Below are 17,825 nucleotides of genomic sequence, written 5' to 3' on the forward strand. Positions count from 1 at the left end.
TCTTTACCTCTATCCCAAAATCAACGATAAAACACCGCAAGCCATATCGTAACAGAGTCTTTGTCAGTCCCCTGAACCTTGTGCTTTTCACCGGCGGGAATATTGAGGTAGTCCCCTTTAGACAAAGTAACAATACGACCATCAGCAAATTCGATAACGCCTTGTCCCTCGAGCACCAGAACCCATTCATGCTCCTCTTGATCGTACCAACCCTCCTCAGGAGAACTGTGTCCATGTGAAAGTATCCTCTCTATCCGAATGTTGTCATTCGCTATCAAGTCATTAAATATTTCATTAGGTATCGACGAAGGGATATCCGTGTAGATATTTGACATAGCATTTCCTTGTTTTTTTAGCCGCTCAAAGGTTGTGAGGTGTTAATGACACAACACACTAAGCAGCTACGTTCTTCCTGAAATAAAAACGGTAATAGCCAAGCAAGTTACTGCCAATAAATAAGGCTTCCATAACAACCGCTGTTGGAGAGCCAACTAAGTAATTATGAACAAGCCAAAAACTGGTGCCGATGATCATTAGCTCTCGAAGTCGACGGTCATCCTTGTTAAAAGCAGCAAATGTTTGGAACATTGATGCAAAGCAACTCAATACGCTAGTTAACCCTGAGAAGGTAAAGACAGTAGCAACCACAGACAGAGAGCAAAACAGATATTTGAATTTAGGTGATGTGGAAAACACACTCGTTAAATAACGGATAGTGGCAATAATCATCAAGCATGCCGCAGTCCACTGCTCCAAAAGAATAAAGTGACTTGAAATCAGTACACCGGCAAAAAACAGGCAAGTCACAATCTTCTTACGCTCTTTAAACTGAAACGAAAGGAGATCAAAGCAAATCGCAATGGCGACTAAAACTTGAGATAGATAAAAAGCAGACACAGTGATTCCTTCAACAATAACTTAGGTTTAACGACCTCGCTAGGATTCATCAGGCAGCTCAATAGCCAGTAGCGCTCGTATGAACCCTCCATTTGTAACCTAAAAAAATGGGCTACACGATTATTTTTTGAATTACTGACTCGTTTTAGCGGCCTATGTGATATCTAAACCTTCAAGCGCCCACTGATCACGGTTTTCGCAGAGCCAATCAACTTTATGCGTCCATTAGCCAGAAGTTCTGTCGAAATATAGCCTCCACGACGAGAGGCTTGGTATGCATTAAAACAATACTTATTCAGTTTCTCAGACCAGTATTGCGTGAGAGCACAGTGCGCCGAGCCAGTTACTGGGTCTTCATTCGTGCCAACCCAAGGCGCGAAATAGCGAGAGATAAAATCAAGCTCAATATTGGATGAAAGCGCGGTCACCACAACACCTCTACCCTTCATCTTCTTGAGGGCATCAAAGTTGGGGGTTAGGTCTAAAACAACCTGCTCATTGGTCACCTCGATAAACGTTTTAGAGTCGAACTCCATGTATGACAACACTTGACTGTTCTCAATACCTAGATGTTCCAACAGCCTAGTATCAACCTCTACACTTGATAATTGAGTACACGGGAAGTCTAACTCGATGGACGAGTCACAAACTGTGGCAGTTAAATCACCAGATAAGGTCTGAAATACGACCCTGTCACTGGCTTTTACTAGTCCTTTTTCTTTCATCACATGAACCGTCGCCAAAGTGCCGTGCCCGCACAGCTGAACTTCTACTTCCGGCGTAAACCACTTAAGAGTCATAGATTCTAACGCAAGGAAAGCCGTTTCTGGAACCGCCATCTCATCCGCAATAGAAAGCATTAATGCTTCATCCAACACGTGTTGAGAAATACAGACACCTGCAGGATTGCCTTTAAAAGCTTGGCTAGTGAATGAATCGACTTGATATATTTCTAAATCCACAATGTCTCCGACGATTGAAATGAATGACAACGTTCGACCACAATAAGCACAAACTCCTTGTGCCACAAGTCATTAGTCAAAATTTCTCAAGGGGTGACCGATAGAATAAGCCAATGATAAATAATGAGTTATCGAACAACAGCATGATTTAGAAGAATGGACCCATTAAGCTTGCTCAGGAGCGTCTCCTCCTTTTTCAGCGCTTTGTTTTATCGCTTCTCACCGCCGCTCCATATCGAAAACCTAGCGATTGGGATAGCGCTAACTAACACCATGCTGATGGTTTTACTTCAAGTAAAACCTAGGCAATTGCGTGCGCAGCATAATGTTTAAGTAAAATTAGAGGCGTAAATTTGAAGCAGGTCTCAAATTTTGCGCTAGGATCTAGTTAAACAAAGAAGAGAAAGGAATCCGTCAGTGAAGGCATTTTATGTTTATGTTTCAGTTCTCGTGTCCGCATCCTTTTCGCCTGGGTTAGTATTTGGTCAACAACATGAAATTTATCTCTACAATTGGGATGAGTTTTTATCCGAGAGCGTCATTGAAAAATTGAATGACACCTATGGCATTGCATTAAAACAGCAATACTTTTCAGACGAATCGATTCGTGATGAAGTCCTATTGAGCGAACGCCGCGGTGCCTTTGAACTGGTTGTGATCGAGAGTATGAAGCTCAAAGCGTTGGCTGAGCAAAACCTATTTCACAACCTCAGTGGCATGCAGCAATCTCTCGCAAACAACTTTGACTCTCGATGGGTTGATGGATGCGGCGACTATGGCATCCCTTATGCTTGGGGAACATCGGGCATATTGTACCGTAGCGATAAAGTCGACACTCCTAATTCATGGAAAGCCATATTGGATCCTGAAACCGAAAACAGTGGCCGAATTAGTATGTATTACGAGCCAACAGATCTCGTGAGTGCTGCACTTCTACTCAACCAATTCGAACCATTCACAAACAATGAGCAGGAGCTGAGAGTTGCCTACAAAACCTTGCAAGCTCAAAAGCCCCACCTTGAGAGTAATGAATACGTCGTCGACTATATCCACCGCCCAGAAAGACTGGCCAATATAGACTTGGCTTACGGGTATTCTGGAGACAGTTACATATTGAATGAGGTCGATCCCGAAGCATCATGGGCCTATATCGTTCCTCAAGAAGGCACAACCCTTTGGTTGGAGTGCATCGCAGCGATTAACAACGGAGAACTATCAGAACAAGCATCAACGATACTCTCCTTTTTGTCACAACCCGAAATTGCAGCTCAAAACGCAATGGACTCCTGGTTCGCCACACCAAACTCAAAAGCTAAGGCTTTGACCTCTCTAGAGTATCAAAACGACCCAGAGCTTTTCCCTAGCCAAGAAGTACTAGAACGCAGCTATCTGTATCAGCCCCTTGAACCCAATAGCCTTCAAATTCGTAATCGTATTGTTGATAGTTTGAGATAAGAAATGCCTGTATTGAAGAAACTGTATTTTGTACTTATCCCAGCACTGCTACTCGTATTCGCAGTCTCGGGATTCATTACCTACAACTTCGCCTCAAACCACACCAAGCACATGTACTTAGACGAAGTGCAGTCCGATGTTAATACCGCGCTGGTTGCGGCTGAATATGAGCAATTGGGGCTATCTTTGCTCGTCAAAGATATCAGTTCATCGTTACAATTCTTGCGTTACATTCAAAATCCTACTGACTATACAACCCTATCTCTTTTAGAAAAAAGAGTATTGCGAGTTCTCAATCAAAGCCATGTTAATCAGTTCGGTCAACGCAACATTTACATCATTGATCCAAAATTTAAACTCACACTATCGACATTACGAGTTGACCCTTTTGAAGACTTAAAGATACCGGACAGTATCTACGAGCGGGTCTTCGACATTTACACCTCATTAATCAACCAAACTGAACTATCCCAAGAGGGCTTTTCATACATATCGGTTAATGGTGGATTAAGATATGCCTATGTTGCCGCCATCGACCCTTACCTAGTTCCTCAAGATAAACGAGCCAACACAAGCTCAAACCGATACATCTTAATTGCAGACGGTCCGCTAAAGCAGCTCTCAAACTTGCTCATTAGCTATAATGACGACGACAACATGCAACTTTTGATTGAACCATCAAATGAAGTAGAAAACATTGAAAACACTCAGTTTATTATCAAGTCATTTGAACAGAATAAAGACAGTATTAACGTTCAAATGAACAGTCGTCACTTCCTTGCTCAAGTCAACATTCGAGAACAGAAATTTAACATTGAAAAAGCCATGATCGCTCAGCACACCTTCTTAGGATTCCTAGCGACTTTATCTTTTATCATGCTCATTGTTCATTTGGTAGTGCGTTACCAATTGGTGCGTCCGCTCAAAGACCTTCTCCACGAAATATCGATTGGAGGGCTCAAACTCAGGTACTTTAAACGTTCATCAGGACAAAGTGAGATTGACGGGCTAAAGAATGCGTATATCGACTCACTAACAGAACTGAAATTTGAAGCTGAATTTGACCAACTTACTAAGTTGGCTAACCGCCGCTCATTCATTCGACATCTTGATGTGCGCCTAAAAAGCTCGATGAGTACACGCTGCTACTTAGTTTGCTGGGACATCATGGACTTTAGGAAGATTAACGACCTATACGGCGCAAAAGTCGGTGATAACGTGCTAATTAGCTTGGCGAAAGCACTTAGAGAAACGTTACAAAATCAACAATCTTCCTTTGGCTTTAGTTGCAGTGATTATTCATTGGCAAGGCTGGGAGGCAATCAATTCATCGCCATACTAGAAATGGCTGAACACCAATCGATAAACGAAGAGATCGAGAACATCAATAACGCCTTAACCGGCACAACCTTCCTTGATTACTATGGCTTTCGTTTAACTATCGCTACGGGCGTGCTCCCGGTTGACACCCCTAAATTTGAAGAGATCTGGCACCGTTGTATCGATGCAATGTTGATAAATGCCAAGGCTCACAGTGACGGAGATAGTCGCATCGTTTATGGCGAAGAGCTCATCCATTCCTTAAAAAGACACGATATTATCGAGAAAAGGCTTTTAGAGTGCTGTGAGAGCGATAACTTTGAGCTACGCTTTATGCCCATATTTAATGCAAAGACATTAGAAATCGATGGTGCTGAATGTCTTATTCGTTGTCCTGCTCTCGCTGATATCAAAGCTGGACCAGACGAATTTGTAACAGTCGCAGAAAAAAGCAACTTGATATCGAAAATCGATATGTGGGTAATAGGAATGGCGATTAAAAGCTACAAAGAGCTTTCCGATATCCATAAATACAAAGGTACCTTATCTATCAATATCTCGGCGATGGAGCTCTATAACCGTAATTTCGCAGACAACATTCGCAAGGTAATAGAACGTTTTAAAGTGCCACCAGGCAATATCATCATTGAGATCACTGAGACCAGTTATGTGAAAAGCACCAAACTGACGGTGCAGACAATTGAGAGCATCCGAGGCCTGGGGCTAAAAGTGTCACTCGATGATTTTGGCACAGGTTACACGGCGTTTAATCAGTTGCTTCATTACCCTGTCGACGAACTTAAAATTGATAAGAGTTTTATCGATCATATCGTCTATGACAAAGCGGACCGTAAAATGGTGGAATCAATGGTTAATTTGGGACATTCCTGTAACACCTTGGTGGTCGGAGAAGGCGTTGAATGTATAGAGCAGTACCAGTACCTGCGCAAAGCCAACTGTGACCTGATACAAGGCTATCTGTTTAGCCAGCCACTCACTTACACTGAGTTTATCGAGTTCATCTGCGACCACAAGCCGAATACCTTCCTAGAGCAATGTTCGATGCTTGACGAGATCAATGAAGATCGTATCGTGGCACTGTGCCAGAAAAGCAACCAATAAAAAGCGAAAGAGAGAAAGCGCTTTTGCATTAACAGCAGTGCTGTCGCCTACCAACGCTAACAAACAATCTAGCTTTATTTCGAGCCTTCTTCCTAAATCTAGGGGGATGCTGTATTCAATAGCTTCTGGGGGCTTGGGAAGACGTTTTTGACCACGAGGGCATATAAAGAATCAAAGCTCTCTGATATGTACTTCGTACCGTCAGGAAAGCAGAAAGTGACTCTACGGGATTAATAAAAGGCGAATAAAAGCTAAGCTATGACCCTCACTGTGACGTTACATATTGGTTAATAGTTCCATCATATCTTTGGAGCTGATATTCTTCTTGTGCCTCACAACAGCATCAATCATCAATTCTAAGTTACCAGCTGCAATATAGTCACTCAGAACGTCTTTAAACTGTTCTTGTATCTCATTGCTCGCGTAGAGGTGCTCGGGTATAAAGAATAAAAACTGGCTGCCACTGCTACGAAATGAAACCGTACTCTCTGGAATCTTGGCCGACAAAGATTTAGCAGCTGAGCTCACTACCAAATCACCATATTCAAGGCCATATTTCTGGTTAATTTCACTCAAGTTTCTTATGCGAACAAAATAGAGATCAAAATTACTCTCTTTGGGATAATTATGTTTAATAAATTTCATTAAGGAAACACGATTTTGGAATCCTGTGATGAAGTCTGTAGTGTAAAGCCTTCTTTTAGCTGAAAAATCAGCGTAAAAAATTATGCCAGTCGCGATCAGAACTAATGCGAGAAGCACACTACTAAACATGTGCATTTTTACCAGCCTTTCGACTAATGAGGTATTCTCTTCAATCACAGGACTTTGCAGTCGAAATTTTTCATTAATAAAGTCCACCAGCGTGTCGTAACAAATAGCGATTTTTTTCTGCAGTGATTCCCTCGACAACTCCCCCTCCTGAACGAGTTTTATTGAAGACTCTAACGATTTAAACTTTTCAAATTCTGAAGAGAAATAAGGCTTGAAGTTCGCAGCTTTAATGAAGTTAGAAGACTCATTGCTGTTTAGTAAAATATCAAAACGACTCCAGGTAATATCATAGGCTAACCGCAATTCATCATAATTGAGGTTACCTGAACGGCTCACCATCATGAAATTCGCATATTCCTTTACCAATTGAAAAACAAACCACGTTGCTTCGTTTTGTCGGCTCGAAAAACTCTTATTGATATCGTTAATACGCGTAACACTGTAGATATTCACACTAAGCACCACCACAGCCAATGCCAAAACGGCGATCTTGATGGTAGACAAGGGAAACAGTTTTTTCATGATAGCCCTCTACAAATGAATATCTCGTATCTGCCAGATCATTTTTGCGTGGAAATCGGTATTGTTGATTTCAGGCTTAGACGACAAGGGATAGATCAGCCAGTACGGCCCCTTCTCTCTCACCGGCATAAACTGACCATTTCGCTTAATCGCAATAATCGGCTGATGGTCATAAAAATCTTCTTTTGGTATCGCCACTTTATAATCGTTTAGAGCCACAATAGTAACCAGAGGTGGCATCGATAACTCCAAACCTTCTAAAACGACCTGCAGAGTAACGCCACCATATACATATTCACCTTCACTCCATGGAAGCGCTGTTGTGATTTCAGTTTGAGGTAACTGCAGTAGTTGCTCTCGACTCAATTCATGCTTTTTACCCGTATGCTCGAAAACGGATAAATTCGAAGATGCAAGCACAGACAGCGAATACGATAAAAGGAAGACAAGAAGAGTAGATCTCATTTTAAACTCCATTTAAAAAGGTCACTAAATTGAGTCTAGTTCAAATTGTTCGTATGACTCGCCTAACCATGGCTTAATTTTCCTAAAACATTCACTCATACCCGATCAAACCTTATTCCGACAATCTACAGAGTCTTTGAAATAAAACGAGCTCTTTTACGCCCTCAGTAATCCAATTCCCCGTGTGAATACGTAGTGACTGATAAAATTGACAAGAAAGATGGGTCATTTAGTAGCGATATTCCGTGACACTGCATAACCTTTAATCGAACGTAAGTGATTTTAATAGCCCGATTTAATGCTGTGAGCCGTTAAATATCACCAGCCAATATTGTCTAACTCTCTTAAGTTAATTACTCAATTCATAATCAAGGGAATCGATAATGAGTTTAAATAAGCAAAAGTTTAACCCCATGGCGGCACTGTCTCCCCTCTTACTGACGCTGGTCATGTTTCCTGTTTCAGCTGAAATCAACCAAGAACAATTCGAATTAGGTAAACAAAAAGCCAAGGTGTGTATGACTTGCCATGGTGATGACGGCATTTCAACACAAGACCCTTACCCAAACCTTCGTGGTCAAAAGATGGGCTACCTCATATCATCGTTAAAAGATTATCAAACAAGAGAAAGAACCAGTGGACTGGCGGTTCTTATGCAGCAACAAGCCGATACGCTCTCGGACCAAGACATCCGCGATATTTCTTATTTCTATTCGAACCTCGGTAGCGAATCAAAGTCGGTGAGCGACTCTAGCACAGTCAGCCAGTAAAAACCCTAGGCAAGGAGCCTTGTTATGGAACAAGTGACAACTCAGTACAGCATTAAGGTAGTGAAGTACTTTATTATCGCCTCCTTAATCTGGGCTATTTTAGGCATGATCATCGGTGTGATTCTCGCTGCACAGCTGTATTGGCCCATCTTAAACTTCGACTCGGAGTACTTTCAGTTTGGTAGGCTTCGTCCCTTACACACCTCTGGCGTCATATACGGGTTTGTCGTCAATATCCTGATGGGGACGTCATTGTATATCGCACAGCGAACCGGGCATTGTGAGCTCTTCAATAAGAGCTTGTCATGGATGGTGTTTTGGGGCTGGCAACTTGTGCTACTACTGGCGCTTATCTCTCTGCCTGCGGGTTACACCACGTCAAAAGAGTACGCAGAACTAGAGTGGCCAATTGATTTGCTTATTGTGCTCGTTTGGGTACTTTATGCTGTGTTGTTCTTTGGCACGATAGCCAAACGAAAAGTCGACCACATCTTCGTGGCAAACTGGTTCTTTGCAGCGTTTATTATCGTGATCGCGATGATCTTCGTCGTCAACAATCTCGCGATGCCCGTATCTGCAATGAAGTCCTATTCCGTCTTCGCGGGAGCTCAAGATGCCATCGTACAGTGGTGGTGGGGACATAATGCGGTAGGTTTCTTGCTGACGGCTGGCGTCATCGGTATGAACTATTACTTCATACCCAAAGCGGCTGACCGCCCTATCTACTCGTACCGATTATCCGTGATTCACTTCTGGGGCTTAGTTGGCTTCTACACTTGGGCTGGTACTCACCACCTCGTCTACTCTTCCGTTCCGGTGTGGGTACAAAACATTGGTATCGTGATGTCACTGATCCTCTGGTTACCATCGTGGGCAGGTGCGTTTAACAGCGCGATGACTCTACTGCAAAACAAAGAGAAACTTAAATCCGACTACAGTCTTTTATTCTTCTTTTCGGCGATTCTCTATTACTGCTTAGCCACATTCGAAGGCCCACTGCTCGCTATTCGTTGGTTCAACATGGTTGCACACAACACCGAATGGATTATCGGGCATGTCCACTCTGGTGCTCTCGGATGGGTAGCGATGTCGGGTATCGCCGTATTCTATTACTTCATCCCACGTTTATGGGGCAAAACCGAACTTTGGTCACCAAGGATGCTCAAGTGGCACTTCTGGCTCGCGCACGCAGGTGTGGCTATTTACGCCATTGCATTGTGGGTAGCGGGTATTGGTGAAGGCTACATGTGGCTCACTCAAAACGACAACGGCGAGCTCGTATACAGTTTTGTGCAAGCGATGGATTTCAAAGCACCTTGGCTGTTCCTGCGCTTCTTTGGTGGTGCTCTATTCGTACTTGGCTTGTTCTTAATGGCACTGAACCTTTACAAAACGGTGCGCATGCCAGCTGAGCTTGATGTTAAACGCACAGCAAATGGGGAGGCATAAATCATGAGTAAAGACTTTACCCACTCGTTGGTCATTCTAATTTTGACCACCGTAGTCGTCGCCTCTTTCTCACTGGTAGTTTGGGTGGTCCCAAACATCGTTCGAGGAGATGATATCGCTAAAAACAGCCTCGCTGTGCCGTTAACCGCTATCGAGCTAGCCGGTCGAGATATCTACATCAGCGAAGGCTGCCACGTCTGTCACACGCAGATGGTGCGCCCTCTTGACCCAGAAATCAAACGTAACGGACGCCCAAACCAAGAAGCAGACGATATCTATGAGTTTCCTAACTTGTGGGGTTCTAAACGTACTGGTCCTGACCTAACCAATTTAGCAAGAAAGTATTCTGATCAATGGCATGTGATACATCTAATCAACCCTCGACAAGTCGTGCCTACTTCTATCATGCCTTCTTACCCTTGGCTGTTTGAACAAACACTCACTGGGGATGATATCAGTGCGAAAATGGAGGTATTACGTACACTAGGTGTTCCATATACCGACCAAGAAATTGGTGATGCAAGACTACAGGTTAGAGGTAAAACCAAAGGCGAAGCCTTAATTCGATACCTGCAAAGCCTAGGTAAAGATACGTCACAGGAGGTATCACAATGAGCACATTTTGGAACTTATGGGCGGCACTCTTAACCATAATATTCTTTGTTCTAATGGTATCCGTTGTCGTTAAGTACTGGCGTAGTAATCACAAGGCCGACGAAGACCACACCGTTGGCACCTTTGACGGCATTGAAGAAAAAGACGCACCGCCACCTAAATTACTGTTTGTCAGTTATGCTGTCGCTTTCTCGCTCTCCGCAGGCTACCTCGTGTTGTACCCAGGGATTGGTGAATGGGAAGGCTTAGTCGATTGGCAGCAAAGTGACGATAAACTCAGTTCGCCCACTACAAGCCTCGATGAGCAGTTTGCCCTAACAAGTGAAACCACTTTAGCTGGGTTAGCAGAGGTACCTGAGATCGTAAACAGCGGTCAGATCTTATTCCAAACCCATTGTGCCGCATGTCACCGCGACAACGGTCAAGGCCAAAAACACTTCCCTAACCTGATCGACCAAGAATGGCTATATGGCGGTAGCGATGAAGCGTTAATCCATTCCATTGCCAAGGGGCGAAATGGTGCAATGCCGGGTTGGAGTGAAATCATGCGCCCAGATGAAGTGGCAAAGGTTTCTTACTATCTAGCGTCTCTAAACCAACGCCATACCGATGTGCCTGAGGTTAAAGTCGAACTCGGTAAAAGCTTGTTTGTCCAATACTGTTCGTCTTGCCACGCTGATGGCACAATTGCTAACCCAGAGATTGGGGTTCCCGATCTTTCCGATGACACTTGGTTACACGGGGGTAGCATTGAAGAGATTCAACATACGATTAACTATGGCTTGAACAACCTGATGCCAGCGTTTGATAACCAACTTACCGAAAACGAGATACTGGCTCTAGGCGCCTACATCCGACATGCAGGAGAAGCTGAACAACAGAGGGTTGCAAGCTTGAACTCAGAGTCAGTTGAGCGCGGGGAGTACTTGGCGCATGCTGGCGACTGTGTCGCTTGTCACAGCGCGGAAGGTGGTGAACCCTTTGCTGGTGGCCTGCCGTTTGTCACTCCTTTTGGCACAGTTTATTCAACCAACATTACTCCTCACACTACCGAAGGTATCGGAACCTATGATTTCGACGACTTCAGAGCCGCCTTGGTTGATGGCAAAGGTAAAGATGGCTACTTGTACCCTGCTATGCCTTACACCTCGTATCAATATCTGACAGATCAAGACATGGTCGATTTATGGGAGTACATGCAATCCATCACAGCGGTACCAAGACGCAATGACGACAACAGCATGATGTTCCCGTCGAATATTCGCCTAGGTCTGCTTGGCTGGAATATCGTATTCATGGATACCGATCCGGTCGACTATCAAGTACCAGAGGAACTCAAAGATAAGGTTGATGATGTCGAGAAGTGGCAACAAGGTAAATATTGGGTTGCAGGGCTTGGTCACTGTTCTGAGTGCCATACACCACGAAATATTGCACAAGCTCTAATACCTGAGCGCATTTTCCAAGGTAACTTAATCGATGGCTGGAATGCGCCCGATATTACCGCAAACGAGCTTTATATCGACGGCTGGGATGAGAAAACACTCACCGACTTCCTACACACAGGTCACTCAGACAAAGGCACGGCTTTCGCTGGTATGGCTGACGTAGTGAAAAATAGCCTGAGCTTGATGACACGTGAAGATATCGAGTCGATGTCCTACTACTTGTTGAACGGTGATACCAACAACACCATAAGCAGTGACGCGGTGCCGTTAGAGCCGAAGGGCTTTGATGAAGAGTCATACGCTGCCGAGATCTACACGACTTATCGCCAAACCTGTGGTGCGTGTCATGGTGACGATGGTAAAGGTCGCGACCCTATCGCCCCTACTCTGCTGAATAACGGCATCATCATGCACAGTGACCCATTCAACACCATTGCGGTAACGGTAAGGGGCTTACAACCTACGTATCTCGACAAAGACAGAAACTTCATGCCAATGGCGAGCTTTGAAGATGTCCTGTCTGATCAAAGGCTAGCCGAACTGATCACTTTCGTCCGATTACATCTCGGTGATAGAGAAGAACCAGTCACCGCAGAACACGTTCGTGAAGTGAGAGAAACCCTAGAGGCAGCGGGTTACGCGGGTGGGTTACATACCACACCTGACATGTATGACCGCAGAGATAACAACATCAACATCCGCTAGCGGATCTATCACTTAGAAAGTGAATTGCAAACGACCAAAGGAGACCTAGGTGTCTCCTTTTCTTTTGCGCTTTAAATGCCCTTGCCACTACAACACAATTATAACTAACTGATTACACAATTAAGCAGACTTGCACATAATGCGATCAATCTCGCAGAACAAAGATGACACCGAGTGCATAATACGCAAAATTTTATAATGAGTTACTAAGGACTGATATGGATACAACTACACTCATCTACGATACGTTGGAAGGTCTATCGAGCGCGAAACCACAACAACACGCTCAAATCCGCCAAAATCTATATAACCATCTAGATCTATCATTTGAGAAGCAGTTGGCTTTGTATTCATCCGTTCTTGGTCCAGCAAGTGCGGGTAGATTGACCGATTTAGACAGTGCGGTAATGTCTGCGCGCAAGATTGTTGGCTTAGACAACAACTAATCTGTCGTCCAAGTGAATTCTGAAAAAACGCTGCCTTATGCAGCGTTTTTTTTATGCTTCAATTTGCCGCAGGTACAACTTACCAGTGTTGCCCATTCTCAACCCTTTATCCGGATGAACAGCGATTTAGAGTAATAAGCTCGAACGCTGATAAGTGCAATTTGTCGAAATTTTCAAGTTGCGACCATTCTCATTTGGTTAATCTTATGTTCCATTTTTAACAGGTGTGTAACGACAATAATGGCGCTAATGTTAGTAGCACGTTAACCACACAGCGGATGGAAGAATCATGAGAGTACTTATTGAATACACACAGACAGGCAAATATCGTGATCAAGCTTGGGAAGCACTGACCATTCGCTCGAAAGGCGAGATTCAAGCTGTGACCCCATCTTACGCGGCTCAACTAATCGAACAAAATCGCGCCTGCTTAACCACAACAGAACATCAAGATATCGTCATCCAACCTTAATGGCTTATTGAGCTACCCCTCCTAGTTCCTTAAATCGAATAGTTCGATGACCTAACAAAAACGCTGCACGGATGCAGCGTTTTCTTTTTTCTAACGTCGCTTATTTTTTAACGTCTTTGTTTCAGGTAGGGCTAGCGAGATTACTTTGGCAAATTCTCTAATGCTTCAACCATCGTCATCAGCTTGTCTACGATTCTTTCGCCGTCTGCTCGTAAGCCGTTGTGCTCATATTCATTAGTGATCCACGCTTTTGAGTTTGGAATGTTCGCCAATGTTTCACGGCTGTAATCCAGCTCAACGTACATGTCGTCGGCATAAACTGCGCACGCCATAGGCACGGTATTCTTGTTAATCTGCGCTGCATTGTACAAAGTGCCCCAGTCCGACTTCTCAGCTAAGATATTCGCCGCTTCACGCAGTGGCTTCAGTGTCTCTAATTGGTCAAACATCCATGGGTAGACCATTTCTCCAGTAAACCAGAACTCACTTCCCGATTGGTAATTAAAGTGTGGATACTGCTCGCGTACTCGATAAGCTGACCAATTTGATGCTGTACCTTGGCAATAGATAGATTCATGCAAAATCGCGTAAATTGGATTGGTTAGGTAACCCTGCTCTTGTTGCATTTGATTTAGGAAGATATAGCTCAGTTGCTTTTTACCGTTCACTTCAACAAACGCACTTTCTAACGTGAAATACATAGGAAGGTTTGCTTCGCCAGCACCTAGGTTAATGCCAATCAATTGGAACTGTTCAACAGTAAATACCTGACCGTTTGGTAACTTCACTTCATTGTTAAGCAGATAATCAGAGATCTCACGGCACATGGCTTGTGCTTGTGGGAATTGAGCAAAGAAGGCTCTGTTTTTATCTTCAACACGCTTGTAGGTCGCGCGGTAGACATCGTCAGCTTCACGTTCAATCGACGGAATACCGCCCGTCACATAGCAGCGTTGCAAGCTTTGCGGGAACAACGATAGATAGCTCAATGTACAGAAACCACCAAAACTCTGGCCAATCGTCGACCACTGCTTAACACCAAATTGTTCACGAATCGCTTCGGCATCACGAACAATGTTGTCGGCTCTAAAATGCGTCAGATATTCAGCTTGTTGTTCTGGAGAAAGATGTGCCAAGGTTTCATGGCTAATTACCGTGCTATTGCCAGTACCACGCTGATCAAGAAGCAGAACGCGGTAGTTTTGTAACGCACGTTTCATCCAACCTGATTCACCACTCACACGCGGTGAAGGGAAGCCTGGCCCACCCTGAAAGTAGATAAGCCACGGGAGTTCTTGGCTGTCTTTTGCTAGGTCGACAACTTCACGAGCAAAGACTTGAATCTGCTGTCCATCTTTCGCTTGATAATCGAGTGGTAGTTCAAAATAGTGCTGACGATACAGGGTGGTTCCATCTATAAACTTAGCTTGCACGCTTCATTCCTTTTTATCTGATTCTAATGTCATCGGTACGAATAAAAGTGGCGCCCTATGGCACACATAGTTAGCAAGATACGCATAGTAGGTCGTAAATGAAACCGTTTGTTTAGCATGAATGTGAAGGGGCGTCATTTGACTGCTCAAGGAGTGTTCGCATCGTAACAACCTGTGTCAAAACAGCGCGTTTTTGAGGCTTTATCAACAGCTCAGTAGATAAAGCCGTAGGAAAATAAAAAGAGCTTAACGAAGTGAGGATACGTTAAGCTCTTTTGGTGTTATCTGATGTTTATGTTGCGCTAAGTTCAATCCGCTATGAGGCGACTAACTCTCCTGCCCCTTGAATTGAACGTTGGCTATTCTCAACCAGAATCGCAGTGGCCGTTTCTTTTAATGTCGTCCACTCTGAGTCGTTGACTTCAATGCCATCACGCCACGCGTTTTCTTGTGTCTTAAATAATGACTCAGACGTGACATGTGTTTGGTAGCCATCTGACAAGCGTTCGATATCGAAATCCTGGACGGAAAGTTCGATGGTCATATTATGGATATGTTCGTCCGATGTCAGAGGCAAATCTGATAAAAAAAGCTCTGGAGCAACACAACCACGGTTGAGCACATACAAGGTGCTCTTAGGGTTAGAGCCATTGTCCCAACGTGCAGTGCACGCAATACCTTTCGCTGCTAGTTTTACAAGCTCACTGTAGGCCAACCAGCGGTTGTGGCAGTTGTTTAGCTCAATTTTAAGCGATTTGTTGCCGACCATTTTTTCAATCGCATAATCCATCACGACAGGAAGATGACACGCCAAACTTGCCTTATGCAGGTCGACTTCGACCGTGTTATCGCTTGTCACTTGAATATCAACTGGGCAGTCGTCCTCTAGGCCGATAAAGTTGCTCGCATTATTAAAATGACGCACACCATCCAAGCCTACCATTTGTAAATCAGCCACCATGTTCGCTATCACATCGGCTTCACCACATGTACGGCGCATCCCTAAAAAGGCTTTGTTGACGGCCGCGACCAGTTCATTGTGAGAAACGATCATAGCGATTTACCTCCATGTTGAGCATTGATATGTGTAGGAACGTTATGTGAGCCTGCAAGCTCCGCTTCACTCGGCAACAGTGGGAACACCCATTCATCTTGATGAATTTCGTCAAGCAACGGTGCCCCTTGGAAGAAGGTCACGCGAACCCAACGATCTGAGCGCGGATCAAACTTAGTTGCACCAAACATAGCCAGTTTGCAACGTAACAGATGCATCGGCAGCGACTCTTTATGAAGCACATTCATTTGAATGTCCCCCATCGCTTTGTTGCCCAGTGTCCATACGCGGCGAGCTATAGCACGATGCTGTGGCTGTTTTACTAAGAACTCGGCTAACGAGAGCTCCGGCGTAAACTGCAATAAAGCATGGTACAAACGATAAGCTTGACGACCGATATCTAACGGCAGTTCACGCTCTTCACCCAGCTCTTCACCTCGAACACCGAGTCTTGGCTCTTCTTTGTCTTGAGAGCGATACCAGAACCAGTAGTTGTTCTCAGCCTTAGTAAAGTCCGTTGTAATTGCCCAGCGGTACTTCTCTTCTAAGATCACCAACAGATCTTGTATCTTTTTACCGCTTTGAAGTGACAGTGTCTCGCTACAATTCATCTGCTCCTGATGGGCGTCCACTAATTCTGGGTACAATTCCATCAAGCATGAGATAAGGATTTCTTGGGCTTCCATACTCATGTGCTTAGATTGTTCAACTAACTGCACCCATGTATCACATTGGCTGACAGACACTTCTAACGATTGCTCTGCGTGTTTCAACTCATCCACAGCAGCTTTGTTCAGCTCCTGCTGATGTTCATTGATGGTAACAACTTGTTCTAAATGACAAATCGCTTTTTTAACTAATGTACGTAGTGGCTTGATCAACACCGTATCCGTGTGATTAGCCAACACGTCAGCTAATGCATGTTCACGGGTTGTCATCCATTGGTCGACAATACTTGGGTGGTTAATCAGGTATGGCGCCATGCCTAAACCAGTAGCATTACCCACACCTAGATAGCGTTGTAAGCCTCTGTGCAAGGTAATCGCTTGTTCACCGCCTTGTTGCTCTGCTAGGTAATGAACCCAGTCGAGACTAAATTCACGCAGCATGTATACCGCACACATCTGAGCACTGAACGACTGATTGAAATCTGGGTTATTTTCTAAAATTTTGAAGTCAGCAATACCGAACTTACCATTGCCATAAACCGCAGTCGTTCTCAGGATGTAGCCTACTTCCGCTAACTCTTTTGGCGTTGGTTGAACCCCTTTGGCCAAGTGGCTCACTATGTGTTCAAACACACGCACACTTTTGTTGGCGCGCGCTAGAACAAGCACATTGTTAGGGTTACGACCCGCTTCTTGTAGCGGTACATTCGCACGAAGTCTCTCAAGTAGAGCGACATCCACATCGCCAAGAACCAAAGCAAATGTTACGTCCCACTTTTCAGCAATTACACGGTCATTTCGTTCGTCGTCTGCAATCTCATCGCAGAACACAACCAAATGATAGACATGGTTTGGCGTCTGTAGCTTATAGATAGCATGACCATACCCTTGAGGGTCTAATTGCCACTCATGTTTAGTCACTTTCCATTGCTGTTGCGCCATTTTACGAATCAGAGTTCTTACGAAGCTGATGCGTGTTTGGTGCATAGCACCCAGTCTTTCCGGTGCCATGACGACCGTTGCGTCACGTAGTGCTGATTCAGTGTAGGTAGAACGATGTGCATCCATTTTGCTCACCACCTTTGTAGTTATAAGGGTTTTGCTAGCCATTCAAAACCGATCGTTGCTGTCTTTTGAAGCATTTATAGCGACAGTATGTTGGTTAGCTTTCACGTTTTAATCGTTATTGATGTTGTCGGGGCAAGCGAACTCGCCCCTTATTATTTGTCCTGACTAGATCTGTTGACC

At 44.3% G+C, this 17,825-nt stretch carries 15 protein-coding genes and 1 pseudogene; 8 read left to right on the forward strand and 8 right to left on the reverse strand.

The genetic code is table 11. The features are described 5' to 3' along the window. Positions 1–20 precede the first annotated feature (20 nt). The 3 genes from OCV52_RS17360 to OCV52_RS17370 all read right to left on the reverse strand — a co-directional run bounded on the left by OCV52_RS17360 (position 21) and on the right by OCV52_RS17370 (position 1,859). On the reverse strand, positions 21–335 hold the full coding sequence (locus tag OCV52_RS17360; RefSeq protein WP_061031063.1) for a cupin domain-containing protein: 315 nt from the start codon (positions 333–335) through the stop codon (positions 21–23). 58 nt (positions 336–393) lie between these two features. Then, entirely contained in the window at positions 394–897 is a 504-nt protein-coding gene (locus tag OCV52_RS17365; RefSeq protein WP_137407667.1) for a YgjV family protein, read from the reverse strand. 164 nt (positions 898–1,061) lie between these two features. Continuing rightward, entirely contained in the window at positions 1,062–1,859 is a 798-nt protein-coding gene (locus OCV52_RS17370) for a PhzF family phenazine biosynthesis protein (RefSeq protein ID WP_137407666.1), read from the reverse strand. Between the two features lie 417 nt (positions 1,860–2,276). Between OCV52_RS17370 and OCV52_RS17375 the strand changes: the two genes are divergently transcribed. Together OCV52_RS17375 and OCV52_RS17380 are read left to right on the forward strand one after the other, a co-directional pair. Continuing rightward, a complete protein-coding gene (locus OCV52_RS17375) occupies positions 2,277–3,314 on the forward strand; it encodes an ABC transporter substrate-binding protein (RefSeq protein WP_137407665.1) in 1,038 nt (345 codons plus the stop codon). Between the two features lie 3 nt (positions 3,315–3,317). Further along, positions 3,318–5,756, forward strand: a complete 2,439-nt coding sequence (locus OCV52_RS17380; protein WP_137407664.1) for a putative bifunctional diguanylate cyclase/phosphodiesterase — start codon at positions 3,318–3,320, stop codon at positions 5,754–5,756. 276 nt (positions 5,757–6,032) lie between these two features. On the opposite strand, the gene OCV52_RS17385 is transcribed toward OCV52_RS17380, so the two are convergent. Beyond that, on the reverse strand, positions 6,033–7,052 hold the full coding sequence (locus tag OCV52_RS17385; protein WP_102422926.1) for a diguanylate cyclase domain-containing protein: 1,020 nt from the start codon (positions 7,050–7,052) through the stop codon (positions 6,033–6,035). A 9-nt stretch (positions 7,053–7,061) separates the two neighbouring features. Beyond that, positions 7,062–7,529, reverse strand: coding sequence for a hypothetical protein (locus OCV52_RS17390; RefSeq protein ID WP_390903405.1), 468 nt, complete (start codon positions 7,527–7,529; stop codon positions 7,062–7,064). A 371-nt stretch (positions 7,530–7,900) separates the two neighbouring features. On the opposite strand from OCV52_RS17390, the gene OCV52_RS17395 reads away from it, so the two are divergent. From OCV52_RS17395 to OCV52_RS17420, 6 genes are all read left to right on the forward strand, one after another. Continuing rightward, positions 7,901–8,287: a c-type cytochrome gene (locus tag OCV52_RS17395; protein ID WP_137407662.1), complete on the forward strand. Its 387-nt coding sequence runs from the start codon at positions 7,901–7,903 to the stop codon at positions 8,285–8,287. Between the two features lie 24 nt (positions 8,288–8,311). After that, positions 8,312–9,736, forward strand: coding sequence for a cytochrome-c oxidase, cbb3-type subunit I (ccoN, locus tag OCV52_RS17400; protein ID WP_137407661.1), 1,425 nt, complete (start codon positions 8,312–8,314; stop codon positions 9,734–9,736). Beyond that, on the forward strand, positions 9,737–10,351 hold the full coding sequence (locus OCV52_RS17405) for a cbb3-type cytochrome c oxidase subunit II (RefSeq protein ID WP_181143960.1): 615 nt from the start codon (positions 9,737–9,739) through the stop codon (positions 10,349–10,351). Beyond that, on the forward strand, positions 10,348–12,504 hold the full coding sequence (locus OCV52_RS17410) for a cytochrome c (protein WP_137407660.1): 2,157 nt from the start codon (positions 10,348–10,350) through the stop codon (positions 12,502–12,504). Before OCV52_RS17405 ends, OCV52_RS17410 begins: the two co-directional genes overlap by 4 nt. Before the next feature lie 218 nt (positions 12,505–12,722). Further along, complete coding sequence (locus tag OCV52_RS17415) at positions 12,723–12,950, forward strand: PAS factor family protein (RefSeq protein WP_102426376.1); 228 nt, start codon at positions 12,723–12,725, stop codon at positions 12,948–12,950. Positions 12,951–13,239: 289 nt separating this feature from the next. After that, positions 13,240–13,422: a hypothetical protein gene (locus tag OCV52_RS17420; protein ID WP_004741177.1), complete on the forward strand. Its 183-nt coding sequence runs from the start codon at positions 13,240–13,242 to the stop codon at positions 13,420–13,422. A gap of 140 nt (positions 13,423–13,562) precedes the next feature. On the opposite strand, the gene OCV52_RS17425 is transcribed toward OCV52_RS17420, so the two are convergent. The 3 genes and pseudogenes from OCV52_RS17425 to OCV52_RS17435 form a co-directional block, all read right to left on the reverse strand. Then, the gene (locus OCV52_RS17425) at positions 13,563–14,855 is read right to left on the reverse strand and encodes an alpha/beta fold hydrolase (RefSeq protein WP_137407659.1); all 1,293 of its coding nucleotides are present in this window, start codon (positions 14,853–14,855) and stop codon (positions 13,563–13,565) included. Between the two features lie 316 nt (positions 14,856–15,171). Beyond that, the gene (locus OCV52_RS17430) at positions 15,172–15,909 is read right to left on the reverse strand and encodes a DUF3726 domain-containing protein (RefSeq protein ID WP_137407658.1); all 738 of its coding nucleotides are present in this window, start codon (positions 15,907–15,909) and stop codon (positions 15,172–15,174) included. Then, a pseudogene (locus OCV52_RS17435) lies at positions 15,906–17,719 on the reverse strand (hypothetical protein). Before OCV52_RS17435 ends, OCV52_RS17430 begins: the two are co-directional and overlap by 4 nt. Positions 17,720–17,825 lie beyond the last annotated feature (106 nt).

It is taken from the genome of Vibrio chagasii (genome assembly GCF_024347355.1).
GTDB lineage: Bacteria > Pseudomonadota > Gammaproteobacteria > Enterobacterales > Vibrionaceae > Vibrio > Vibrio chagasii.

What these genes read in the sequence shown, in the direction of transcription:
- OCV52_RS17360 (WP_061031063.1), bottom strand. Translation starts at nt 335, where the DNA reads ATGTCAAATATCTACACGGATATCCCTTCGTCGATACCTAATGAAATA.
- OCV52_RS17380 (WP_137407664.1), top strand. Translation starts at nt 3,318, where the DNA reads ATGCCTGTATTGAAGAAACTGTATTTTGTACTTATCCCAGCACTGCTA.
- OCV52_RS17385 (WP_102422926.1), bottom strand. Translation starts at nt 7,052, where the DNA reads ATGAAAAAACTGTTTCCCTTGTCTACCATCAAGATCGCCGTTTTGGCA.
- OCV52_RS17390 (WP_390903405.1), bottom strand. Translation starts at nt 7,529, where the DNA reads ATGGAGTTTAAAATGAGATCTACTCTTCTTGTCTTCCTTTTATCGTAT.
- OCV52_RS17395 (WP_137407662.1), top strand. Translation starts at nt 7,901, where the DNA reads ATGAGTTTAAATAAGCAAAAGTTTAACCCCATGGCGGCACTGTCTCCC.
- ccoN (WP_137407661.1), top strand. Translation starts at nt 8,312, where the DNA reads ATGGAACAAGTGACAACTCAGTACAGCATTAAGGTAGTGAAGTACTTT.
- OCV52_RS17410 (WP_137407660.1), top strand. Translation starts at nt 10,348, where the DNA reads ATGAGCACATTTTGGAACTTATGGGCGGCACTCTTAACCATAATATTC.
- OCV52_RS17415 (WP_102426376.1), top strand. Translation starts at nt 12,723, where the DNA reads ATGGATACAACTACACTCATCTACGATACGTTGGAAGGTCTATCGAGC.
- OCV52_RS17420 (WP_004741177.1), top strand. Translation starts at nt 13,240, where the DNA reads ATGAGAGTACTTATTGAATACACACAGACAGGCAAATATCGTGATCAA.
- OCV52_RS17430 (WP_137407658.1), bottom strand. Translation starts at nt 15,909, where the DNA reads ATGATCGTTTCTCACAATGAACTGGTCGCGGCCGTCAACAAAGCCTTT.